Origin of the sequence: Streptomyces griseobrunneus (genome assembly GCF_046713465.1) — a bacterium.
Lineage (GTDB): Bacteria > Actinomycetota > Actinomycetes > Streptomycetales > Streptomycetaceae > Streptomyces > Streptomyces microflavus.
This window is the reverse complement of the sequence record NZ_CP177080.1, coordinates 6764910-6787996: the sequence shown is the minus strand read 5'-3', so window position 1 is coordinate 6787996 and position 23087 is coordinate 6764910. Positions and strand designations below refer to the sequence as shown.

General features: G+C 71.4%; 22 protein-coding genes and 1 pseudogene. 8 read left to right on the top strand and 15 right to left on the bottom strand.

Going from position 1 to position 23087, the window contains the following annotated elements; all coding sequences use genetic code 11:
- Window positions 1-234: 234 nt before the first annotated feature.
- Both rox and helR read left to right on the top strand, forming a co-directional pair.
- Window positions 235-1668 (top strand): rifampin monooxygenase, encoded by a 1434-nt coding sequence (gene rox / locus ACK8N7_RS30945; protein WP_403212106.1) that lies wholly within the window; start codon window positions 235-237, stop codon window positions 1666-1668.
- Between the two features lie 52 nt (window positions 1669-1720).
- Window positions 1721-3889 carry an RNA polymerase recycling motor ATPase HelR gene (gene helR / locus ACK8N7_RS30940; protein ID WP_403212104.1) on the top strand — a complete coding sequence of 723 codons (2169 nt, stop codon included), beginning with the start codon at window positions 1721-1723 and terminating at the stop codon, window positions 3887-3889.
- 18 nt (window positions 3890-3907) lie between these two features.
- Here helR and ACK8N7_RS30935 read toward each other — a convergent pair whose 3' ends face one another.
- From ACK8N7_RS30935 to ACK8N7_RS30920, 4 genes are all read right to left on the bottom strand, one after another.
- Window positions 3908-4879: an aldo/keto reductase gene (locus tag ACK8N7_RS30935; protein WP_500444623.1), complete on the bottom strand. Its 972-nt coding sequence runs from the start codon at window positions 4877-4879 to the stop codon at window positions 3908-3910.
- Between the two features lie 150 nt (window positions 4880-5029).
- Complete coding sequence (gene argH / locus ACK8N7_RS30930) at window positions 5030-6457, bottom strand: argininosuccinate lyase (protein WP_403212100.1); 1428 nt, start codon at window positions 6455-6457, stop codon at window positions 5030-5032.
- A 111-nt stretch (window positions 6458-6568) separates the two neighbouring features.
- The gene (locus ACK8N7_RS30925) at window positions 6569-7762 is read right to left on the bottom strand and encodes an argininosuccinate synthase (protein WP_403212098.1); all 1194 of its coding nucleotides are present in this window, start codon (window positions 7760-7762) and stop codon (window positions 6569-6571) included.
- Window positions 7763-7871: 109 nt separating this feature from the next.
- A complete protein-coding gene (locus tag ACK8N7_RS30920; RefSeq protein ID WP_500444622.1) occupies window positions 7872-8783 on the bottom strand; it encodes an alpha/beta hydrolase family protein in 912 nt (303 codons plus the stop codon).
- Between the two features lie 102 nt (window positions 8784-8885).
- On the opposite strand from ACK8N7_RS30920, the gene ACK8N7_RS30915 reads away from it, so the two are divergent.
- Complete coding sequence (locus tag ACK8N7_RS30915) at window positions 8886-9455, top strand: TetR/AcrR family transcriptional regulator (RefSeq protein WP_500444621.1); 570 nt, start codon at window positions 8886-8888, stop codon at window positions 9453-9455.
- A gap of 168 nt (window positions 9456-9623) precedes the next feature.
- The gene (locus ACK8N7_RS30910) at window positions 9624-10328 is read left to right on the top strand and encodes a L,D-transpeptidase family protein (protein ID WP_403212092.1); all 705 of its coding nucleotides are present in this window, start codon (window positions 9624-9626) and stop codon (window positions 10326-10328) included.
- A 10-nt stretch (window positions 10329-10338) separates the two neighbouring features.
- On the opposite strand, the gene ACK8N7_RS30905 is transcribed toward ACK8N7_RS30910, so the two are convergent.
- The 5 genes from ACK8N7_RS30905 to argC are packed head-to-tail and all read right to left on the bottom strand — an operon-like array spanning window position 10339 to window position 15211.
- On the bottom strand, window positions 10339-10875 hold the full coding sequence (locus ACK8N7_RS30905) for an arginine repressor (protein WP_015607443.1): 537 nt from the start codon (window positions 10873-10875) through the stop codon (window positions 10339-10341).
- A gap of 25 nt (window positions 10876-10900) precedes the next feature.
- Complete coding sequence (locus ACK8N7_RS30900) at window positions 10901-12109, bottom strand: acetylornithine transaminase (RefSeq protein WP_403212090.1); 1209 nt, start codon at window positions 12107-12109, stop codon at window positions 10901-10903.
- On the bottom strand, window positions 12106-13035 hold the full coding sequence (gene argB / locus ACK8N7_RS30895; protein ID WP_403212088.1) for an acetylglutamate kinase: 930 nt from the start codon (window positions 13033-13035) through the stop codon (window positions 12106-12108). The genes ACK8N7_RS30900 and argB overlap by 4 nt, the downstream gene beginning before the upstream one ends.
- The gene (argJ, locus tag ACK8N7_RS30890) at window positions 13032-14186 is read right to left on the bottom strand and encodes a bifunctional glutamate N-acetyltransferase/amino-acid acetyltransferase ArgJ (protein WP_403212086.1); all 1155 of its coding nucleotides are present in this window, start codon (window positions 14184-14186) and stop codon (window positions 13032-13034) included. Before argJ ends, argB begins: the two co-directional genes overlap by 4 nt.
- On the bottom strand, window positions 14183-15211 hold the full coding sequence (gene argC, locus ACK8N7_RS30885) for an N-acetyl-gamma-glutamyl-phosphate reductase (protein WP_403212084.1): 1029 nt from the start codon (window positions 15209-15211) through the stop codon (window positions 14183-14185). The genes argJ and argC overlap by 4 nt, the downstream gene beginning before the upstream one ends.
- 48 nt (window positions 15212-15259) lie before the next feature.
- On the opposite strand from argC, the gene ACK8N7_RS30880 reads away from it, so the two are divergent.
- The gene (locus ACK8N7_RS30880) at window positions 15260-15616 is read left to right on the top strand and encodes an Imm7 family immunity protein (protein WP_403212082.1); all 357 of its coding nucleotides are present in this window, start codon (window positions 15260-15262) and stop codon (window positions 15614-15616) included.
- A gap of 189 nt (window positions 15617-15805) precedes the next feature.
- On the opposite strand, the gene ACK8N7_RS30875 is transcribed toward ACK8N7_RS30880, so the two are convergent.
- The gene (locus tag ACK8N7_RS30875; RefSeq protein WP_500444620.1) at window positions 15806-16693 is read right to left on the bottom strand and encodes a bile acid:sodium symporter family protein; all 888 of its coding nucleotides are present in this window, start codon (window positions 16691-16693) and stop codon (window positions 15806-15808) included.
- Between the two features lie 424 nt (window positions 16694-17117).
- Between ACK8N7_RS30875 and ACK8N7_RS30870 the strand changes: the two genes are divergently transcribed.
- Both ACK8N7_RS30870 and ACK8N7_RS30865 read left to right on the top strand, forming a co-directional pair.
- Window positions 17118-18083 carry a hypothetical protein gene (locus ACK8N7_RS30870; protein WP_500444619.1) on the top strand — a complete coding sequence of 322 codons (966 nt, stop codon included), beginning with the start codon at window positions 17118-17120 and terminating at the stop codon, window positions 18081-18083.
- 11 nt (window positions 18084-18094) lie between these two features.
- Complete coding sequence (locus ACK8N7_RS30865) at window positions 18095-18616, top strand: AAA family ATPase (RefSeq protein WP_500444618.1); 522 nt, start codon at window positions 18095-18097, stop codon at window positions 18614-18616.
- A 15-nt stretch (window positions 18617-18631) separates the two neighbouring features.
- On the opposite strand, the gene ACK8N7_RS30860 is transcribed toward ACK8N7_RS30865, so the two are convergent.
- From ACK8N7_RS30860 to ACK8N7_RS30850, 3 genes and pseudogenes are all read right to left on the bottom strand, one after another.
- Entirely contained in the window at window positions 18632-18967 is a 336-nt protein-coding gene (locus tag ACK8N7_RS30860; protein WP_403212074.1) for a lysine transporter LysE, read from the bottom strand.
- A gap of 297 nt (window positions 18968-19264) precedes the next feature.
- Window positions 19265-19711: pseudogene (locus tag ACK8N7_RS30855) on the bottom strand (peptidoglycan-binding domain-containing protein).
- Window positions 19712-19930: 219 nt separating this feature from the next.
- Window positions 19931-20737: a LysR family transcriptional regulator substrate-binding protein gene (locus tag ACK8N7_RS30850; protein WP_403212072.1), complete on the bottom strand. Its 807-nt coding sequence runs from the start codon at window positions 20735-20737 to the stop codon at window positions 19931-19933.
- A gap of 58 nt (window positions 20738-20795) precedes the next feature.
- Here ACK8N7_RS30850 and ACK8N7_RS30845 point away from each other — a divergent pair, with 58 nt between their 5' ends.
- On the top strand, window positions 20796-21188 hold the full coding sequence (locus ACK8N7_RS30845; protein ID WP_356173652.1) for a DUF5997 family protein: 393 nt from the start codon (window positions 20796-20798) through the stop codon (window positions 21186-21188).
- 86 nt (window positions 21189-21274) lie between these two features.
- Here the strand turns inward: ACK8N7_RS30845 and ACK8N7_RS30840 are convergent, their stop codons facing one another.
- Window positions 21275-21772: a peptidylprolyl isomerase gene (locus ACK8N7_RS30840; RefSeq protein ID WP_403212070.1), complete on the bottom strand. Its 498-nt coding sequence runs from the start codon at window positions 21770-21772 to the stop codon at window positions 21275-21277.
- Window positions 21773-21902: 130 nt separating this feature from the next.
- Entirely contained in the window at window positions 21903-23072 is a 1170-nt protein-coding gene (locus ACK8N7_RS30835; RefSeq protein WP_500444617.1) for a serine hydrolase domain-containing protein, read from the bottom strand.
- Window positions 23073-23087: the final 15 nt, after the last annotated feature.

Below are 23087 nucleotides of genomic sequence, written 5' to 3'. Positions count from 1 at the left end.
GGGGTGCTGTGCCGCGAGGAACCGGTCACCTTGAGGAGCGCGACGCCTTGAGGAACCTGGTGCCTTCGAGCGGTGGGATCGGCAGGAGGCGAACCCACTCCTTGCCACTCTCAACTTATAGCGCATGGGGGGTCTTGCCGCAAGACCCCCCATATGCCGCAGAATCGACGGCCGAAGCCGGGATTCCCGGATCGCCGGCTTCGGGAATTCGACGTCGACAAGGGCGGAACTGTGATGATCGACGTAATCGTCGCCGGTGGTGGGCCGACCGGACTGATGCTGGCCTGCGAACTGCGCCTGGCCGGGGTGCGGACCGTCGTCCTGGAGAAGCTGGCCGAGCCGACCCGGGAGACCCGGGGGCGCGGGCTGCATGTGCGGAGCGTCGAGGTGATGGACCAGCGCGGGCTGCTGGACCGGTTCCTCGCGGTGAGCGAGAAGTTCCAGGTCGGCGGGTTCTTCGGGGGCATCCAGAAGCCGTGGCCGGACCGGCTGGACACCGCGCACCCGTACGGCCTCTCCACCCTCCAGCCGGTCACCGAGCGGCTGCTCCGCGAGCGGGCCGTCGAGCTCGGCGCCGAGATCAGGCGCGGCTGCGAGGTGGTCGGGGTGAGCCGGCAGGACGACGGGGTGACCGTCGCTCTTGCCGACGGCACGCACCTGCGCTCGCGCTACCTCGTCGGGTGCGACGGCGGCCGCAGCGTGGTGCGCAAGGAGCTGGGCATCGCCTTTCCCGGCGAGCCCGCCACGGTCGAGACGCTGCTCGGCGACATGGAGATGACCGAGGATCCGGAGGTGGTCGCCGCCGTCGTGGCTGAGGTCCGCAGGACCCAGCTGCGGTTCGGCACCATCCCCAACGGTGACGGGACCTTCCGCGTCATCGTGCCCGCGGGCGGGGTGGCCGAGGACCGTGCAGCCGCGCCGACCCTGGAGGAGTTCAAGCAGCGGCTGCGGGACCTCGCGGGCACCGACTTCGGCGTCCACTCGCCCCGCTGGCTGTCCCGGTTCGGTGATGCCACCCGCCAGGCGGAGCGGTACCGGGTGGGCCGGGTGCTGCTGGCCGGCGACGCGGCGCACATCCACCCGCCGACCGGCGGTCAAGGGCTCAACCTCGGTGTGCAGGACGCGTTCAACCTCGGCTGGAAACTGGCCGCCGAGGTCAACGGCTGGGCGCCGGAAGGGATGTTGGACAGCTACCACACCGAACGGCACCCGGTGGGCGCCCGCGTGCTGGACAACACCCGCGCGCAGATGACGCTGCTGGGGACCGGTCCCGGGGCGACCGCGCTGCGGGAGATGTTCGCGAAGCTGATGGACTTCGAGGAGGTGAACCGGTACGTGACCGGCATGATCACCGCCGTCGACGTCCGCTACGACCTCGGCGAGGGCCACGAACTGCTCGGCCGGCGGCTGCGGGACCTGCCGCTCGGACAGGGCCGCCTCTACGAGCTGATGCACGGGGGCCGAGGCCTGCTGCTCGACCGGACCGGCGGGCTCTCGGTGGCGGGCTGGGAGGACCGGGTCGACCGTGTGGCCGACGTGGCGGAGGAACTGGACGTGCCCGCCGTCCTGCTCCGGCCGGACGGGCATGTGGCCTGGGCCGGCGAGGAGCAGGAGGAGCTGGCCGGCGCGTTGCCGCGGTGGTTCGGGGCGCCGGTGCCGGTGGGCTGAACCGGCCTCGCCCCGATCACCCACCTCGCAGACACTCAACGGAACGGACGCCGTGAACACCCTCCCCACCAGTGCTTTCCTCCTCCCCGACCTCCTCTCCCCCAAGGCCGGCCCGGCGCTGATCGCCGCCGACGAGCAGCACTTCGCGGCCATCGCCCGGACCCTGGAGGAGTCGATCGCCGAGCTGACCGCCCGCCTCGACACCGAGCGCAGGGCACCCGGCGGCACGGGCCGCCAGGCGATGGACCGGGACGCGGAGATCCACCGGCTCACCGCCCGCCTGCGCACCCTGCGCCGCTTCGGGCTCGACCTCTGCCTCGGGCACATGGCCGGCGAGGGCGGCTCCGCACCGGTGTACGTCGGCCGCCTCGGCCTCACCGACAGCGAGGGCCGCCGGCTGCTGGTCGACTGGCGCTCCCCCGCCGCCGAGCCGTTCTTCGGCGCCACCCACGCCAACCCGATGGGGCTGCGGAGCCGCCGCAGATACCGCTGGACCAGTGGCCGGATCAGCGACTACTGGGACGAGGTGTTCGCCCCTGACGCCGTCGCCGGGCATGCCGCGCTCGACGACCAGTCGGCGTTCATCGCCAGCCTCGGCACCAACCGGTCGGAGCGGATGCGTGACGTGCTCGGCACCATCCAGGCCGACCAGGACGCCATCATCCGCGCGGGCTCCCGGGGCGCGCTCGTCGTGGACGGCGGGCCGGGTACGGGAAAGACGGTCGTCGCCCTGCACCGCTCCGCGTACCTCCTGTACTCCGACCCCCGGCTCGCCCACCGGCGCGGCGGCGTCCTGTTCGTCGGCCCGTCCCGCCCCTACCTGGGGTACGTCGCCGATGTCCTCCCGAGCCTCGGGGAGGACGGCGTCCGGACCTGCACCCTGCGGGACCTGGTGGAGGAAGGGGCCACCGCTGCTGCGGAGGCGGATCCGGAGGTGGCCCGGCTGAAGTCGTCGGCCGGGCTGGTGAGGGCGGTCGAGGCGGCCGTCCGGTTCTACGAGGAGCCGCCCACCGAGCCCCTGACGGTCACGACCCCCTGGTCCGAGGTCCGGCTGAGCGCCGCCGACTGGGCCGTGGCGTTCGAGGCGGCCGGACCCGGGGCCGTACACAACGAGGCGCGCGACCAGGTCCGGGAGGAGCTGCTCACGCTGCTGGTGGAGAAGCACGACGGCGAAAGCGTCCCTCTCGACCTGCTGCGCAAGGCGCTGGAGCAGGACCGGCAGCTGGCCGCAGCCTTCGACCGGGCGTGGCCGCTACTGGACGCGGCCGAGCTCGTCGGTGACCTGTGGTCGGTCCCCGCGTACCTGCGCATGGCCGCTCCCTGGCTCACCCGGGACGAGGTGCGGCTGCTGCAGCGCGCGGACGCGCAGGCCTGGACGGTGGCCGATCTGCCGGTCCTGGACGCGGCGCGGCAGCGGGTGGGCGACCCGGAGGCGTGGCGCCGCAGGCGTCGGCAGGAGGCGGCCGTGGCCGCCGAACGCGCGGGCATGGCCCAGGTCATCGACTCACTGCTCGCGGACGAGACCCTGGCCGACGCCGATGTCGACAGCGAAGGCGCGCTGGTGATGCTGCACGGCCAGGACATGAAGGACACCCTGGTCGACCCGGCCGCGTCCACCGGTAGCGAACCGGACCGGCTGGCGGGCCCGTTCGCGCACATCGTCGTGGACGAGGCGCAGGAGCTGACCGACGCCGAATGGCAGATGCTGCTGCTGCGCTGCCCGTCCCGGAGCTTCACCATCGTCGGGGACCGCGCCCAGGCCCGGCACGGGTTCACCGAACCGTGGCAGGAGCGTCTGGAGCGGGTCGGGCTCGACCGGGTCTCCCTGGCCTCCCTGACCGTCAACTACCGGACGCCGGAGGAGGTCATGGCGGAGGCCGAGCCGGTGATCCGGGCCGTGCTGCCGGACGCCAATGTGCCGACGTCGATCCGTTCCGGCGGGCGCCCCGTCCGCCACGGATCGGTCGCGGAACGGGATGCGGTCCTGGAGGCGTGGCTCGACGCGCATGCGGACGGGGTCGCCTGCGTCATCGGCGATCCCACGTTCCGGGCGACGTCCCGCGTGCGGTCGCTGACCCCGGAGCTGTCGAAGGGCCTCGAATTCGACCTGGTGGTCCTGGTCGACCCGGAGGCGTTCGGCGCGGGGATCGAGGGGGCGGTCGACCGGTATGTCGCGATGACCCGGGCGACCCAGGAGCTCGTCGTCCTGACGAGCTCCTGAAGCCGCGCGGCCTTTTTCTCAGTGCCAGGGAAGGGCCGCACGGTGGCGCCAGTACGACTCCGGCTCCTCCACCAGGGCGTCCAGCCGGTCCCGCTGCTCCTCGTCGAGGCCGACGACGGGGGCGTGCAGATTGCCGGCGAGCTGGGTGACGGTGGCGGCGCCGGAGAGGACGACCCCGGCCCAGGGCTGGTGCAGGACGAGCGCCAGGGCCACCGCGTCGCCACCCACCCCCGCGTCGGCGGCGATCTCGCGGAACACGGCGGGCGCCTCGTCCCCGGCGAGGCGCCCGTTGGCCATGCCCTCCTTCACGATCACGGTGAGCCCGGCCTCGTGGGCCTCGGCGAGGGCGGGCGCGGCCGAGGTCTCCAGGGCGTTGAAGGTGGCCTGGACGGTACGGAAGAGAGGGTTGCCGTCGACCGTGAGCGCGAGCGCGGCCCGGATGGCGTCGGCCTGGTCGGGGCCGCTGGTGGAGAAGCCGACGGCGACCCCCTCGGCGGCGAGGGCGGCGAGGCGCTCGTGGAGTTCCTTGTCGGCGAGGGCCGGGCTGTCGGGGGTGAGCGAGTGGATCTGGTAGAGGTCGAGCCGGTCGCCGAGGAGCTCGCGGGTCTCGGCGCGCTGGCGCTCGAAGGTGGCGAGGCCGTGGTCCTTGACCTCGTGGGCCTCGGCGTCGGTGCTCCAGTCGGCGGTGTAGGTGTACCCCCACTTGGAGCCGACGACGAGGTCGGTGAAGGAGGGCCGGGCGTCCAGCCACTCGCCCAGGAACTCCTCGGCGCGGCCGTAGGAGCGGGCCGCGTCGACGTACCGGACGCCCTGCGCGTACGCCGCGTCGAGCAGCTCGTGGGTACGGGCGCGCAGATCCTCCACGTCCCGGCCTTCCGGGAAGTCCTGATCACGGTGGAGGTTGATGTATCCGGGCCTCCCGACGGCTGCGAGGCCCAGTCCGATGTGGGCGGTCGGGGTCGTCGCGGTGGCCAGGGCGGTGAAGGGCATCGCGGGCTCCTCGGGGTCGGTTGCGGATACTCCTACCCCGGTCAACGTAGCCCGCGACACCTTTCGTACACCTGCGACGGCACCGTACGTACGCCGCCCGGGCGCGACCGTACGTACGCGAGGTCGTACGGCTTCCGTGGCGCGGTACGGCTACCGGCGGGCGGTCGCCCAGGCGTTCTGGGCCTCCAGGTCCTTCTTCACCTCGGCGAGCTGTACGGCGACGGCGGAGGGGGCCGTTCCGCCCCGGCCGTTGCGGGAGGCGAGGGCGCCGCGCACGTTCAGGACCGTGCGGACCTCCGGCGTGAGGTGCTCGGAGATCGCGGCGAACTGCTCGTCGGTGAGCTCGTCGAGCTCGATGGAGTGCCGCTCGCACTCCTTGACGCAGGCGCCCGCGACCTCGTGTGCGACCCGGAACGGCACGCCCTGCCTCACCAGCCACTCCGCGATGTCGGTGGCGAGCGAGAAGCCGGCCGGGGCCAGCTCCTCCATGCGCTCACGGTTGACGGTGAGGGTGGCCATCATGCCGGTGAAGGCGGGGAGCAGGACTTCGAGCTGGTCGCAGGAGTCGAAGACGGGCTCCTTGTCCTCCTGGAGGTCGCGGTTGTACGCGAGCGGGAGGGCCTTCAACGTGGCGAGCAGGCCGGTCAGGTTGCCGATGAGGCGGCCGGACTTGCCCCGGGCCAGCTCCGCGATGTCCGGGTTCTTCTTCTGCGGCATGATCGAGGAGCCGGTGGAGAAGGCGTCGTGGAGGGTGACGAAGGAGAACTCCTTCGTGTTCCAGATGATGACCTCCTCCGCGATCCGGGAGAGGTTGACGCCGATCATCGCGGTGATGAAGGCGAACTCGGCGACGAAGTCCCGCGAGGCGGTGCCGTCGATGGAGTTGGCGACCGAGCCGTGCTCGAAGCCGAGGTCGGCGGCGACCGCCTCCGGGTCCAGGCCGAGCGAGGATCCGGCGAGCGCCCCGGAGCCGTACGGGGAGACGGCCGTGCGCTCGTCCCACTGGCGCAGCCGCTCGGCGTCCCGGGACAGCGACTGGACGTGGGCGAGCACGTGGTGGGCGAAGAGCACCGGCTGGGCGTGCTGGAGGTGGGTCCGGCCGGGCATCGCCACGTCCGGGTGGGCCTCCGCGAGGCCGACCAGGGCGCCCTGGAGGTCGGCGATCAGGCCGCCGATGACCCGGGCGTGGTCGCGCAGGTACATCCGGAAGAGGGTGGCGATCTGGTCGTTCCGCGACCGGCCGGCCCGCAGCTTGCCGCCGAGGTCGGGGCCGAGGCGCTCAAGCAGTCCGCGCTCCAGGGCGGTGTGGACGTCCTCGTCGGCGATCGTCCCGGTGAAGGAGCCGTCCGCGACATCGGCTTCGAGCTGGTCGAGGCCTTCCTGCATCCGGGTCAGCTCGTCCTCGGTGAGCAGGCCCGCCTTGTTGAGGACGCGGGCGTGGGCGCGGGAGCCCGCGATGTCGTACGGCGCCAGCCGCCAGTCGAAGTGGACGGAGGCCGACAGCTTGGCCAGCGCCTCGGCCGGCCCGTCGGCGAAACGCGCGCCCCAGAGCCGGACGTCACCGTTGTTGCTGCTCACTGCGTGCTCCTCAAAAGCAAAGACAAGGGCCAAGGCGTAGGCCGAGGTGCGGATATGCGGCCGCCTCCCTGCCGCGTGACGACGGGGAGGCGGCTGTACAACGAGGGGAGGTCAGGCGAGGTCGCGCTTGGCCGCAATCTTGGCCGAGAGACCGAAGAGCTCGATGAAGCCCTGCGCCTTGGACTGGTCGAAGGTGTCGCCCGAGTCGTAGGTGGCGAGGTTGAAGTCGTACAGCGACTCGTCGGACTTCCGGCCGGTGACGACGGCGCGGCCCGCGTGCAGGGTCATCCGGATGTCGCCGGTGACGTGCTGGTTGGCCTCGTTGATGAAGCCGTCCAGTGCCCGCTTCAGCGGGGAGAACCACAGGCCGTCGTAGACCATCTCGCCCCAGCGCTGCTCGACCTGCCGCTTGTAGCGGGCCAGCTCGCGCTCGACGGTGACGTTCTCCAGCTCCTGGTGGGCGGTGATCAGCGCGATCGCGCCGGGCGCCTCGTACACCTCACGGGACTTGATGCCCACGAGCCGGTCCTCGACCATGTCGATCCGGCCGATGCCCTGGGCGCCGGCCCGCTCGTTGAGCTGCTGGATCGCCTGGAGGACGGTGACGGGACGGCCGTCGATGGCGACCGGCACGCCCTCCTTGAAGGAGATGACGACCTCGTCGGCCTCGCGGGGGGTGGCCGGGTTCGAGGTGTACTCGTAGATGTCCTCGATCGGCGCGTTCCAGATGTCCTCCAGGAAGCCCGTCTCGACGGCGCGCCCGAAGACGTTCTGGTCGATGGAGTACGGGGACTTCTTGGTGGTCGCGATCGGGAGGTTCTTCTCCTCGCAGAAGGCGATCGCCTTGTCCCGGGTCATCGCGTAGTCGCGGACCGGGGCGATGCACTTCAGGTCGGGGCCGAGCGCGGAGATACCGGCCTCGAAGCGGACCTGGTCGTTGCCCTTGCCGGTGCAGCCGTGGGCGACGATCCCGGCGTTGTGCTTCTTGGCGGCGGCGACGAGGTGCTTGACGATCGTCGGCCGGGAGAGGGCCGAGACCAGCGGGTAGCGGTCCATGTAGAGGGCGTTGGCCTTGATCGCCGGGAGGCAGTACTCCTCGGCGAACTCGTCCTTGGCGTCCGCGACCTCGGCTTCGACGGCACCGCAGGCGAGCGCGCGCTTGCGGATGACGTCCAGGTCCTCGCCGCCCTGGCCGACGTCCACGGCAACGGCGATGACCTCGGCGCCCGTCTCCTCGGCGATCCAGCCGATGGCGACGGAGGTGTCCAGGCCGCCCGAGTAGGCGAGTACGACGCGCTCGGTCACGGGTTTCTCCTTACGGTGCAATCACTGATGGGTATAACTATGCAATGGTCCGTATGCTTTGTCAAAGCGGCAGGTCAGGTGTGGTGGGAACGGCGCGGACCGGCCGGGTTCACCGGCCGGCGACGCTCCACGCACCGCCGCCGACCGCGGCATCGTCGCCGAGGGCGGCCCATGCGGTGCCGTCGAGCTTGAAGACGTCGAGGAGGTAGGCGGAGACCGTGTCGGCGACGAAGGCGACGCGGGCGGGGTCCTCGTCGGTGGTCTCGGCGACCATCTCGCCGGCGATGCCGCCCAGGGTGTGCTCGCCCTCGGCGATGGTGAGCAGGCTCTTCGGGGACGGACTGAGGTGGTAGGCGTCGGTGAACCACTCCGGCCCCCGGGTGGAGAGCTGCGACCGGTCCTTGCCGCCCGCGACGACCAGGGCCGGGGTGGTCATGGCGGAGTAGTCCGGCCTCATGAACGGAAGGTGCTCGGCGGCGAACGGGGTGAGCGTGTCGCCGGCTCCGGTCGCGGCGATCAGGGCACCGGCCGAGACCGCGGGGTGGGAGAAGTCCTCTCCGGGAACGCCGTCGGCGTCGAGCACACGCGCGCCGAGGATCGCGCCGGCGGTCTGGGCGCCCCAGGAGTGGCCGACGACCGCGACGCGCCCACGGTCGACGCGGGTCGCCAGGTCGCCGGCCTGGAGAAGGATGTCGCCGAGGCCGTCGAGGACCGCGTGGAGGTCGGCGATCCGGACGCGCCAGATGGTGGCGAAGCGCGGGTCCTCCCATCCGATGGCATTGCGGCGTGAGTCCAGGTGGGTGGGCTGCACCACGATGAATCCGGCGGCTGCCCACCGGTCGACGAGGGGCTGGTATCCGTCCAGGGACCACGCGTTGCCGTGGGAGAACACGATGACGGGCAGGCCATGGCCCGACAGCGGGGCCGTGACCTTGACCTGCAGATCGACGCTGCGGCCGGGCGCGGCGACGGCGATGGGCTTGACCGCGACGATCCGTCGGCCGAGAAGGCTGGAAGACATGGGGGACCTGCGCTTTCTCCGTGGGGTCGCTCTGCCATAATTTGGCGGAGCGTCGTTCCGCCAATTTAGCGGAACATTGTTCCGCGAGCAATGGAGGATCCCGTGCCGGAACCGGTCGGAGTACGCCGAGCACAGGCGCAGCGCACCCGCAGCGGTGTGCTGGCGGCCGCGTCGGCGGTCTTCGTGGACCAGGGCGTCCAAGCCCCCATCCGCGACATCGCCGAGCGCGCCGGCGTGGGCGTGGGCACGATCTACCGGAACTTCCCGACCCGGGCAGACCTCGTCACCGCCGTCTACCGGCACCAGATCGACGCCTGCACCGCACTCGCTCCCCGGCTCCTGGCGGAATCGGCCTCCCCCTTCGCCGCCCTGACCCGCTGGGTGGACGCGTTCGTGGAGTTCCTGGTGACCAAGCACGGCCTCGGTGCCGCCCTGGGATCCGGTGATCCGGGGCTGGAGAACCTCCACGCCCTCATGCTCGACACCCTGGTCCCGGCCTGCGCGACGTTGCTCGACGCCTGCGCCGACGCCGACGAGGTCAGCCCCGGCATCACCGCCTACACGCTCATGCGCGCCATCGGGAACCTCTGCATCACCGGACCCGACTACGACCAGGCCGACGCCAAGCGCATGGTCGCGGTCCTCCTCGCCGGGTGCCGTCGCCCGGCGTAGCGCCAGATCCCGGGTCCGGCTCAGCGCCGGACCCCGGCCCGTCGGGCCGAGCCCCCGGGAGCAGCCCGGCCGGCCGGTGGCTTTCGGTGGCTCTCGCGGGGTGGGCCGCTGGGCCGTACGGAGCAGGTCCAGTGGGCCGGTGGGCCGGGCCGCCGTACGGTCCGGAACATGCGCCGACCTCTGCTGACCTTCGCCGTACTCCTCACCCTGGCCATCGGCTCCCTCGGGGCCGGGCCCGCCGATCCCCCGCCCCTCCCGGACCGGATGGCGGACACGGGCGGCGGCTCCCAGCTCATCACCGCCGAGGCCCCGGACACCGGCTCCACGACGGGCACGGTTACCTGGTGGGAGCGGCGCGGGGGCGGGTGGGTGGCGGCCGGGTCGGCGCCCGCGCGGTTCGGGGCGAACGGGCCGGCCGAGGGCGCCAGCCGGGAGCAGGGCACCAGCACCACCCCGACCGGCCTGTACGACCTGCCGTACGCCTTCGGCATCGAGGAGGCCCCGACCGGGACGCGGTACTCGTACCGCAAGGTGAACGAGGACTCCTGGTGGTGCCAGGACAACGCCTCGGGCGCGTACAACCGGTGGGTCGAACCGCGCCCCGCCGACTGCCGGGCCGAGGAGGCCGAGCACCTGGTCTCCTACGGCACGCAGTACGCCCGCGCGCTGGTGATCGGCTTCAACTACGACCGTCCGGTACGCGGCCGCGGTGCCGGGATCTTCCTGCATGTGAACGGGCGCGGGGCGACGGCCGGGTGTGTCTCCGTCCCCGCGGACGCCATGGCCGAGATCCTGGCCTGGGCGGATCCGGAGCGCGACCCGCACATCGCGATCGGGACCTCGTCGGGCCCGACCGCGATCACACGCTACTGAACAGGACCGCTCAGCGGTCGTTCTGAGCGAGCCTCAGCAGGTGGTCGGCGAGCGCCTGGCCGCCGCCCGCGTCGCGGCTGATGAGCATCAGCGTGTCGTCCCCCGCGATGGTGCCGAGAATGTCGTGCAGTTCGGCCTGGTCGATGGCCGAGGCGAGGAACTGGGCCGCTCCCGGCGGCGTACGCAGCACAACGAGGTTGGCCGAGGCCTCCGCCGAGATGAGCAGTTCGGCCGAGAGCCTGCGCATCCGCTCCTCCTTGGCCGAGCCGCCCAGCGGCGCCTGCGGGGTGCGGAATCCGCCCTCGCTGGGCACCGCGTAGATCAGCTCGCCCCCGGTGTTGCGGATCTTGACCGCGCCCAACTCGTCGAGGTCGCGGGAGAGCGTCGCCTGGGTGACGCTCAGCCCGTCGTCGGCGAGGAGCTTGGCCAGCTGGCTCTGCGAGCGGACCGGCTGCCGGTTCAGGATGTCCACGATCCGGCGGTGGCGGGCGGTGCGCGTCTGCGGCACGGACGGTCCGCCGTGCTCGGTCTCCTGCGCCTCGGTCATCGTCGTCGCCTCATTCTCCGGAAGGTCATGCTCCGGATCGTCCGTCCCCATGTGCCGCGTCGAGAGCGCTCGGCAGGATCTCCAGGAACGCGTCCACCTCCGCGTCACCGATGATCAGCGGCGGCATGAGCCGTACGACATCGGGGGCGGGCACGTTCACCAGGAGGCCGGCTCCCTGGGCCGCCTGCTGCACCTGCGGTGCGAGGGGTCCGGTGAGCACGATACCCAGCAGCAGGCCACTGCCGCGGACATGGGAGACCAGCGGGTGTCCCAGCGCCTCCACGCCGTCGCGGATCCTCTCGCCGAGCCGCTTCACCTCGTCGAGGGCGCCGTCGGCCGCGAGGGTGTCCAGGACGGCGAGTCCGGCGGCGCAGGCGATCGGGTTGCCGCCGAACGTCGTGCCGTGGTGCCCCGGCTTCAGCAGGTCGGCCGCCGGGCCGAACGCGACGGCCGCGCCGATCGGGAGGCCACCGCCGAGCCCCTTGGCGAGGGTGACGATGTCCGGCTCGACGCCCTGGTGGGCCTGGTGCTCGAACCACTGGCCGCAGCGGCCGATCCCGGTCTGGACCTCGTCCAGGACGAGCAGGGTGCCGGTCGCGCGGGTGATCTCGCGGGCGGCCTCCAGGTAGCCCTTGGGCGGCACGACGACACCGTTCTCGCCCTGGATCGGCTCGATGATCACCAGGGCGGTGTCGGTGGTCACGGCTGCCCGCAGCGCGTCCACGTCCCCGTACGGCACATGCGTGACGTCACCGGGCAGCGGGACGAACGGCTCCCGCTTCCCGGGCTGGCCGGTGAGCGCGAGGGCGCCCATCGTCCGGCCGTGGAAGCCGCCGTCGGTGGCGACCATGTGGGTGCGGCCGGTGAGCCGGCCGATCTTGAAGGCGGCTTCGTTGGCCTCCGCGCCGGAGTTGGCGAAGAAGACCCGGCCCGCGCGGCCGAAGAGCTGGAGCAGCCGCTCGGCGAGCGCGACCGGCGGTTCCGCGATGAACAGGTTCGAGACATGCCCGAGGGAGGCGATCTGGGTGGAGACGGCCTCCACGACGGCGGGGTGGGCGTGGCCGAGCGCGTTGACCGCGATCCCGCCGACGAAGTCGAGGTAGCGGGTGCCGTCCTCGGCCCAGACGTGGGCACCCTCACCGCGGACGAGCGGCAGCTGGGGCGTGCCGTAGTTGTCCATCAGCGCGTTCTGCCACCGCTGGGTGAGTCCGGTCTCGGTGCCGGTGACGGTCATGATGCCCCCTGTCCAGGTACTGCGTTGATGTCGATGGGGGCGTCCGGCACGACCATCGTGCCGATGCCCTCGTCGGTGAAGATCTCCAGCAGGATCGAGTGCTGGACCCGGCCGTCGATGACGCGGGCGGTCTCGACGCCGTTGCGCACGGCGTGCAGACAGCCCTGCATCTTGGGGACCATGCCGCTGGACAGCTCGGGCAGCAGCTTCTCCAGCTGGCTCGCGGTGAGCCTGCTGATCACGTCGTCGCTGTTGGGCCAGTCCTCGTAGAGCCCCTCGACATCGGTGAGGACCATCAGCGTCTCGGCGTTCAGGGCGGCGGCGAGCGCGGCGGCCGCGGTGTCGGCGTTGACGTTGTAGACGTGGTGGTCGTCGGCGGAGCGGGCAATGGAGGAGACGACCGGGATGCGGCCGTCGTCCAGCAGCGCCTGGATGGCGCCGGTGTCGATGGCGGTGATCTCGCCGACCCGGCCGATGTCGACGGACTCGCCGTCGATGGTGGGCCGGTGCTGGACGGCGGTGATGGTGTGGGCGTCCTCGCCGGTCATGCCGACGGCGAGGGGGCCGTGCTGGTTGAGGAGGCCGACCAGCTCGCGCTGGACCTGCCCGGCGAGCACCATCCGGACGACGTCCATCGCCTCGGGGGTGGTGACCCGCAGCCCGGCCTTGAACTCGCTGACCAGGCCCTGCTTGTCGAGCTGGGCGCTGATCTGCGGGCCGCCGCCGTGCACGACGACGGGCTTGAGGCCGGCGTGCCGCAGGAAGACTACGTCCTGGGCGAAGGCGGCCTTCAGCTCCTCGTCGATCATGGCGTTGCCGCCGAACTTGATGACAACGGTCTTGCCGTTGTGCCGGGTCAGCCAGGGCAGCGCCTCGATGAGGATCTGCGCCTTCGGGAGTGCGGTGTGCTTCCGCGCGGCGCTCATGAGCTGTACGCGCTGTTCTCGTGGACGTAATCCGCGGTGAGGTCGTTGGCCCAGATGACGGCCGACTCGGTGCCCTCGGAGAGGTCGGCGGTGATCTTGACCTCCCGGTAGCGCATGTCCACGAGGTCGCGGTCCTCGCCCACTCCGCCGTTCTTGCAGACCCAGACGTCGTTGATGGCGACGTTGAGCCGGTCCGGCTCGAAGGCAGCCTTCGTGGTGCCGATCGCGGAGAGGACGCGGCCCCAGTTGGGGTCCTCGCCGTGGATGGCGCACTTGAGGAGGTTGTTACGGGCGATGGACCGGCCGACCTCGACGGCGTCGTCCTCGGTGGCCGCGTTGATCACCTCGATCCGGATGTCCTTGGAGGCGCCCTCGGCGTCCCCGATGAGCTGCCGGGCGAGGTCGGCGCAGACGGCCCGTACGGCCTCGGCGAACTCCCCCTGCTCCGGGGTGATTCCGCTGGCGCCGGAGGCGAGCAGCAGCACGGTGTCGTTGGTGGACATGCAGCCGTCGGAGTCGATCCGGTCGAAGGTGGTGCGGGTGGCGTCGCGGAGGGCGGCGTCCAGCGCGGGGGCTTCGACATCGGCGTCGGTGGTGAGGACGACGAGCATGGTGGCGAGGCCCGGGGCGAGCATGCCCGCGCCCTTGGCCATGCCGCCGACGGTCCAGCCGTCGCCGCCCGCGACGGCCGTCTTGTGCACGGTGTCGGTGGTCTTGATGGCGATGGCGGCCTTCTCACCGCCGTGCTCGCTGAGCGCGGCTGCGGCCTGCTCGATGCCGGGGAGCAGCTTGTCCATGGGGAGCAGGAGGCCGATGAGCCCGGTGGAGGCGACGGCGACCTCGCCCGCGCTGTGCCCGTCCAGCACCTCGGCGGCCTTCTCGGCGGTGGCGTGCGTGTCCTGGAACCCCTGGGGTCCCGTACAGGCGTTGGCGCCGCCGGAGTTGAGGACGACGGCGGTGACCTCGCCGCCCTTGAGGACCTGCTCCGACCAGAGCACCGGGGCGGCCTTGACACGGTTGGAGGTGAAGACGCCCGCGGCGGCGCGACGGGGCCCGTTGTTGACCACGAGGGCCAGGTCCGGGTTACCGCTCTCCTTGATCCCCGCGGCGATGCCCGCCGCCGAGAATCCCTGTGCTGCCGTGACGCTCACGGTGCAACTCCGATCGTCGAAAGACCTGTGTCCTCGGGGAGCCCGAGGGCGATGTTCATGCTCTGCAGGGCGCCGCCGGCGGTGCCCTTGGCGAGATTGTCGATGGCGCAGATGACCACGATCCGTCCGGCGGCCTCGTCGTGGGCGACCTGTACCTGTACGGCGTTGGAGCCGTACACCGCGGCGGTGGCGGGCCACTGCCCCTCGGGCAGGAGGTCGACGAACGGCTCGTCCGCGAAGGCCTTCTCGTACACCGCGCGCAGGCTCTCCGCGCTCACGCCGGGCTTCGCCTTCGCGCTGCACGTGGCGAGGATGCCGCGCGGCATGGGCGCGAGGGTGGGCGTGAAGGAGACGGTGACCGGCTCGCCGGCGGCGGCGCTGAGGTTCTGGATCATCTCGGGCGTGTGGCGGTGCCCGCCGCCGACGCCGTACGGGGTCATGTTGCCCATCACCTCGGAGCCCAGCAGATGCGGCTTGGCCGCCTTGCCCGCCCCGGAGGTGCCGGACGCGGCGACGATCACGGCCTCCGGCTCGGCGAGGGAGGCCGCGTACGCCGGGAAGAGCGCGAGGGACACGGCGGTCGGGTAGCACCCGGGCACCGCGATCCGCTTGGACCCGGCGAGCGCGGCCCGACCGCCCGGCAGCTCGGGCAGCCCGTAGGGCCAGGTCCCGGCGTGCGGGGACCCGTAGAACTTCTCCCAGTCACCGGCGTCCTGCAGCCGGAAGTCGGCCCCCATGTCGACCACGAGCACGTCGTCCCCGAGCTGCTCGGCGACGGCGGCGGACTGCCCGTGCGGCAGCGCCAGGAAGACGACGTCGTGCCCGGCGAGCGCCTCGGCGGTGGTGGGCTCCAGCACCCGCCCGGCCAGCGGCCGCAGGTGCGGCTGGAGCGAGCCGAGCGTCTGCCCGGCGTTGGAGTGTCCGGTGAGGGCACCGATCTCGACGCCGGGGTGCACCAGCAGGAGACGGAGCAGCTCACCGCCGGCGTATCCGCTCGCCCCTGCCACTGCTGCGCGTACCACCATCGGAACCCTCCTCGTTGATGGCATGACTATACGCAGTGCTGCACTTTTATGCAATCAATGTCGGCTGGGCGGCGTCCGGCGGATCAAGCCGCGATCGAAGCGGTGGGGCGGATCGCCTCACTACGATCGCGGGATGTTCGAGTACCACGGGTGGATCACGGTCAGGGAATCCGCAGCCGATGCTTCTCCAATCACCGCTCATCGCCTGACGTTGCCGAGCTGTTCGAGCATGTGGCCGAGGTCGCCCCTGGTTCCTACGGGCTCCTCCATGTTCGCGATGACGAGGACCCGGACCACGAAAACGAGGTACGCGTGCTGAGGCTGGTTCGAGGCAGGGTCACGCAGCACACGGAGACGTTGCTGTCGCCGTACATTCCGACGGTGGAAGATCCCTTCACAGGTTGAGCACCGGTCCGCGGATCATGCTCGGTCGGCCGCGCTCGGTCGAATGGGCCGCAGTCAATGCGGAAACCTCGGCGCCGACTGGGCACAGGGGTGGGCCGATTCGCCGCCGAACACCGGCCGCTGCTGTGTGCTGTCCTGCCGGACAGCGACGGCGTACTGCCGGCGGCGCGGCCGAAGGCGTCGGAATGGTCATCCGGCCGGTTGGCCGAGACTCTTCTCGGCGTCCGAGTGGCGCCGGGTGATCAGGTAGCCGAAGGCGGTCGCGAGGACGTACATGAGCACCGAATAGACGGCACTGGGAATCGCGACCTCGGTGCTTTCCAAAACACTGAGGGCGATGGTGAGCGCCACGGTCGTGTTGTGGATTCCGACCTCCATGGAGCTCGCTATCGCCTGGCGCTTGTCAAGACGGAGCAGCCGGGCACCGGCGTAGCCGAGGGTGAGGCTCGCGAGGCAGAAGATGCCGGTCACCAGCCCGACCTGCTGCATGTAATCGGCCAGATTCTCCCGCTCACCCAGCAGGGCACCGACCGAAACGATCACCAGCACGACGATGGAGAAGATCCGGACCGGACGGTCGGCGCGTGCGGCGAAGTCGGCGGAGCGCCGACGGACCGCCATACCGATGGCGACCGGGATGAGCACGATGGCGATCACCTGCACGACCTTGCCGAGCTGCAGGCCGAGGTCACCCTGGGCGTCGAAATGGTCGATGGCGAGGTTGGTGATGATCGGGATGGTGAGGGCGGCGAGCACCGAGTTGATCGCGGTCAGCGTGATGTTGAGGGCCACGTCTCCGCGGAAGAGGTGGCTGAACAGGTTGGCCGTGGTCCCGCCGGGGGAAGCGGCCAACAGCATCACGCCGACGGCGAGCAGTGGGTCGAGGTCGAATATCTTCACCAGCCCGAACGCCACGAGCGGGAGCACCAGCACCTGCAGCACCAGCGCGACGACCACCGCCTTCGGTGATCGGGTGACCCTCCTGAAGTCGTCGGTGGTCAGGGACAGCCCGAGGCCGAACATGATGATCGCCAGGGCGATCGGCAGGCCGGTGGTGATGAGTGCTGAGTCGTTCATCGGTGTCCTTCAGGTCTGGAACTGAACGGGGGTGAGGACGGCGAGCGCGTTCCGGCCCACGTGATGGGCGTGCGAGGGGCGGGGGTTGCGGCCGCGCGGAGGATCGTGGAGTGGCTGTCACCGTGGGGATGCCGGGACGCGTAGGACTGCACGCTCGTGGACCTTGTCGGCCGCTTCAGGGCGTAGGTGAGTCTGACGCACCGCTGAGCTGATGGGGAAGGGTGGCGCAGACAGCGCTTCCCTCCCTCTCTCCCTCCCTGCCGACCGCCGTAGGACCGCCGACCGCCGGCTCAGACGGTGAGAGTGGTGGAGAGGACCGAACCGGCCTGCCACGCGGCTCCCACTCCCCCGTACGGGGGAGGTGGATTCGTCCTGCGGGGGATGTGGCGAGGCGCGGTGATGTCGGACGCTGGGATTCCTGCTGGTGGAAGGGGAGTTCGGGTGGAACGGTGGGATCGGATCGGGCGAGGGGGCCGCTTATGGAGCGGCCCTGGCATTGCTGCCGTACCTGCTGATCAAGGTGGCATGGGTGGTCGGCTCGCTCGTGGGGACGCTGCCCGTCGGCACCGGATTCGGCATGGCGGAATGGGTGGTCCTCAACACCGTCACGGTCGGTATGGCCGGGATCGGGGTCGCGCTGGCGCTCGCCCTCGTACGGCCGTGGGGGATGCGGATTCCTGGGGTCCTGGTCGCCTTCTGCGCCTGGGTGGGGTCGGGGCTCCTCGTCTCGATACTGCCGTTCGGCGTGCTCAGTACGCTGCTGGACGCCGGCGCCGACTCGCAGGACGGCGGCGACGGCCCGGTCAGGCCGGCCTGGGAAGGCGTACTGGTCCAGTTCAGCTTCCTGGGGATGGGGCTGGGCCTGGCCCTCGCGGTCCCCACATATCTACGGCGCCGCTGGCCGCAGGCGTTCGCCGGGCGGGTCGGCGACGCACCACGTGCCGCGCCGCCGTGGGCTGCCGTCGTCGGCGCGGTGGTCGGGCTGGTCTGGCTCTACTGGGCGGCCGGCGGCACGATGGGCATCGCGCACCCGACCGAGCGAACCACCCACGGGTACCTGCTCGGAGCTGTCTCCGGGTTCTGGGCCCTCGCCGGATCAGCAGCCGTCTGGATGATCGCGCGGGCACATCCGGCCCGGTTGCCCCGCTGGCTGCCCCTGGTGTTCGGCTGGGTCGGGTCGGGCTCACTGTTCGCGGGGAGCGGCTGGAAGCTGCCCTTCACCCTGTATGCAGCACTGGCGGAGCCTGCCGCCTTCACACCTCCGGAAAGCCCCGGCACCGCCGTGATCCTGCATCTTGGCGCTGTAGCGAGCGGCGCGGCGATGCTGCGGATACTCGTCCGCGAACGCGACCGGGTCACCGAGTCCCGTCCCCGGCCCACACGGCACTAGCCTGGGGTCCCATGATCGTATGGCTCAACGGCACCCACGGCGCAGGCAAGACGACGACCAGTGCACTCGTGCAGCAACTGAGCCCGGATTCGCGGGTGTTCGACGCCGAGAAGGTCGGCGAGACGCTCATGGACATCACGCCGGGACTGCCCGGGACGGACAACTTCCAGCACTGGCCGCCGTGGCGGCCGCTCGTGGTCGAGACCGCCCGTCACGTACTCGACTACACCGGGGGAACTCTGGTGATGCCCATGACCGTCCTGGTCGAGCAGTACTGGCGTGAGATCAGCGCGGGCCTCGCCCAACACTCCGTCCCGGTGCGGCACTTCGTCCTGCACGCCGATCAGGAAACGCTCCGCGGGCGCATCGAGGGAGATACGGAAATGGGCCCCTCCGCCTTCCGCCTCAAGTACCTCGCCCCCTACGCCGAGGCGGCCCGCACGTGGCTGCACAACGAGGCCGAGGTCATCGACACCACACACCTCACGCCCGCCCTGGCCGCCCGGCGGATCGCGGACGCCGTCACGAGCTGAGGCCACCTCGCCACGTCACAGGCAGTCGCAACCCGTGGCGTAGAACAGCAGGAGAACGGCCGTCGCGGCGGTCAGGGTGAAGCCGGTCATGGCCACGGTCGTGATGGTCCGACGGCGGCCCTTCCTCGGATCGCGGAAGGCGGCCCAAGCGCCGTGGGCGAGGAAGAGGCTGAGGAGTCCGGCCCCCGCCAGGGTCAGGCGCGGGCTGTAGGACCAGCTCACGTGGGTGAGCAGGGCCAGCCCAGCAAGCAGGGCGCAGGCGAGCAGGGTGAGGATCGCCTCGCCGACAGCTTCTCCTACCGCCTCCACCAGGAAGTCCTTGGTGCCCTTTGCCGCTCTGCGGAACCCCAAGGCGCTTCTCCATCCCCGTGAACGACGCGCCCCCGCACGGGGCACCGGTACAGAGGACCGGCCCGAGGCCGTCAGGGTTGCCGCGGAGCAACCGACGCGCTTCAGGTGACGAGACCGGCCAGGGGCGCACGCTTCGGGCGCGGACGGCCGCTGCCCGGTGCGCCATCGTCGGCGCACCGGGCAGGTCCGGACCCGGTCGAGGCGCCCGGCGTGGTCCGCTCCCCCGTTGGACCGCGGGCCCGCCGTGCGCCTCACCGTAGGCCGGCACCCCTCCCCCGGGCGTCTCTCACCCGGGGATCAGCGGGCGTCGGCGAATCGCTTGAACGCCGCCTGGGTGCCCGACCCGGCGATACCGTCGATCGCGCCGGTGTAGCCGTAGTGCGCCTTCAGCCATCGCTGCAGCGCCTTCACCGTGTTGGGTCCGACGACTCCGTCGATGGCGTCGTTGTAGTTGGCGGCCGACCTCAGGAACAGCTGGAAGGCCTTCCAGCTGTTGGTCCCGAGCTGCCCGTCGATCGCATCGTTTTAGTTCCAGGAACGCGCCGGCCAGCGCTGGACCTCCTTCGCCTGCGCGTTGCTCAGGCCGAGGTTGACGACCGCGAGCGGCACGACCGCCTCGGCGCTGACCGCAGGCGCCTGCCGGGCCGGTGCCGCAGCGAGGCTGGTGCCCGCCGCGGTCAGCGTTCCGGCCGCGATCCCCACGGCGGTGGCGACACTCACGAACGTCCTCGTCATGGCTCGCACGTACTTCCCCTCCCCTGGACGGAACCGACCGGACCGGCCGGCTGACGACCACCCTGCGGGACGGTGGCAGCGGGCACCACCGCTGCCGGGGAAGTGACGCAATCCCGGGAATTCCCACCCCCTGACCTGCTGGGACGCCGTCCGCGGGATCTGTCCGCCGGGACGCCGGGACGCTAGGGGCAGGGAGGAGGGTCGTACGGGGGCGGGGCGCCCGGCTTTCTACCGGCCGCGCGGCTTTCCGCGCTTGCCGCCCGCCTGGCCGCCCTTGGGGGCGCCCCCGCGGCGGCCGGCGCCGGTCTGCTTGCCGGGGGCGGGCTTGCGCCCGGCGGAGCCGCCCGTTCCGGCCCGCTTGGCCTTCGCCTTCGCCTTCTCCTTCGCCGATGGCTGCGGAGGGGTCGCCGCGCGGCCTCGGGTGCTGTTGACCGTGCGCCCCCGGACGATGCCGATGAACTCCTCCACCAGATCGGGGGTGGGCTCCTCCTGCGGCCACGACAGGGCGACGCGGGACTCGGGGGCGTCCAGGACCGGCCGGTAGGTGAGGTCCTTGCGGTGGTGCAGGCGGGCCAGGGACTGCGGGACGAGGAGCACGCCGACGCCCGCCGCGACCAGCTCGATCGCGTCCGCGGTGGTGGCCGGGCGCTCGATCGCGGGGCTGCCGGGGAGCTTCTCCCAGTCGAGGAGGTCGTCGAGCGGGTGCAGGACGATCTCGTCGGCCAGATCGGCGAGCGTCACGTCCTCCGCCGCCGTGGCGACGTGGTCCTTGGGGATCACGACGACGGTCGTCTCGGTGTAGAGGGGGATCGCGCTGAGGACGTCCCGGTCGACCGGCAGCCGTACGAGCCCGGCCTCCGCACCGCCGTCCGCCAGCAGCCGCGAGGCCTCGCCAGCGGGGACCTGGACGAGCTCCAGGGGGGTGCCGGGCAGCCGCTCGTTCCAGACCCTCACCCACTTGGTCGGCGTCACGCCGGGGACGTACGCGAGCCTGAAGGAAGAGGGCGTAGCAGAGGGGGTATCCGAGCCTGTCACGGAACCAGGCTACCGGCAGGTGGTCGGAGGTATGTCCCATGGTCGATACCCTGGACCCATGACGTCGCACAAGACCGCCCAGACCATGAAGCCCGCCACCGCGGCGAAGAAGCTGGGTGTGTACCTCCAGGCCACCCCCGCCGAGTTCCAGGAGGGTGCCGTCTCGCGCACCGAGCTCAACGCCCTCCAGACCGACCCGCCCGCGTGGCTGGTGGAGCTGCGCCGCACGGGACCGCACCCCCGCCCGGTGATCGCGGCGAAGCTCGGCATCTCCATCGCGGGGCTCGCCCGCGGCGGAGTCACCGATGCCCTCACCACCGAGCAGGTAGACGCCCTCAAGGACGAGATGCCCGAGTGGCTCAAGACCGAGCGGGCCACCCAGGCGGAGGTCCGCAAGGAGGCCGCCCGGATCAAGGAGCGCAACGCGGAGCGCGCCGCCCGGTCGAACTGACCGCAGCCGACGAAGACCAGGAAGCCCGGCCGACGCAGTGCGTCGGCCGGGCTTCCTGTCTGCCGGGCCCGAAGGCCCCGCTTGGGTCAGAGAGCGCCGGACTCGGCGATGGTGACCTTGGCGCTGGTGCGGCCGCTGGAGGAGCCGAGCGCCTCGATCTTGCGGACCAGGGCCAGGCTGTCCTCGTCGGCGACCTCGCCGAAGACCACGTGCTTGCCGTCCAGCCACGGGGTGAGCACCGTGGTGACGAAGAACTGCGAGCCGTTGGTGTTCGGGCCGGCGTTGGCCATCGAGAGCAGGCCCACGCGGTCGTGCTTCAGCTTGAAGTTCTCGTCGGCGAACTTCTCGCCGTAGATGCTCTTGCCGCCGGTGCCGTCGCCGCGGGTGAAGTCCCCGCCCTGGAGCATGAAGTCGGTGATGACGCGGTGGAAGGAGGAGCCGGCGTAGCCGAAGCCCTTCTCACCGGTGGCGAGCGCGCGGAAGTTCTCCGCCGTCTTGGGGACGACGTCGTCGAACAGGTTGAACGTGATCCGCCCTGCGGGCTTGTCGTCGATGGTGATGTCGAAGTAGACCTTGGTTGTCATGGTGACATCCTCACATTCCTGGCAACCGCAGGTGAAACCCGGGTTGGGTCGGCGCAGTGGAATGTCGCGTTCCTCTCACCCCGGACCGCCCCCAGGCCGCCCCCGAGCCGCCCCCGGGTCATCCCCCGGGTCATCCTCGGGCGCCGTCCCGGTGGGCCGCGTAGACCGCGTCGACCAGGGCCGTCTTCCGCGGGTCGTCGGCCACACCGGAACCCATGCGGTTCATGACGTACCCGAGGGCGATTCCCGCTTCCGGGTCGGCCAGTCCGCAGGAGCCGCCCGCGCCGTCGTGACCCATCGCCCGTGGGTTGGGTCCGTAGGAGCGGTTGGGCCCGCTCAGCCAGAGGCCGAGGGCGATCTCCGTCTCATGGGCGAAGGCGTCCCCGAGGACGAGGTCGCGGCAGGCGCCCTGGCTCTCACGGACCCGTTCGACGGCCTGCTCGGAGAGGACGCGGTGGCCGCCGACGGAGCCTCGTCCGGCGAGGATCCCGTAGAGCGCGGCCACCGCGCGGGCGGTGCCGTGGCCGTTGGCGGCGGGGATCTCGGCGGCGCGCCATCCGGGCGTGTTGGCGGCCGCCCGGCCGGTGGGCGGGTTGAGCAGGGAGGCGACGGCCACCGGTTCCATCCGGGCCAGGAGCGCGGCCTGGGCGACGCGGTCGGCGCGGTCCTGTACGAGTTCGGCGAGCCGGTGGGTCTCCTTCTCCGGGAGGCCGAAGGTGAAGTCGATGCCCAGCGGGCCGGTGATCTCCTGCCGGAGGAACTCCCCGGGCAGCACCCCGCTGACCCTGCGGACCACCTCGCCGACGAGGAACCCGTACGAGATCGCGTGGTAGCCGGACCGGGTCCCCGGCTCCCACATGGGCGCGGTCGCGGCGAGCCGGGCGCAGGTCAGTTCCCAGTCGTACAGCTCGTCCAGGGTGTGCGGTACGCCCACTCCGGCGACCCCGGAGCGGTGCGACAGGAGGTGGCGTACGAGAACGGATCCCTTGCCGTTCGCCGCGAACTCCGGCCAGTACGTGCTGACGGGCGCGTCGAGGTCGAGGAGGCCCCGGTCGGCGAGGACGTGGGCGCAGAGCGCGGTGGGGCCCTTGCCGGTGGACCAGACGTTGACCAGGGTGTCCCGCTCCCAGGGGCGGGTGCGGGCCTCGTCGGCCCAGCCGCCCCAGAGGTCCACCACGGGTATGCCGTCGGAGAGGACGGTGAGCGCCGCGCCCAGTTCGCCGCGGGCCGTGAAGTTCTCCTCGAAGGCTTCCCGGACCCCGGCGAACCGGTCGTCGCAGTGGCCGTGGATCTGCGGCACGTGGCCTCCCTGGAT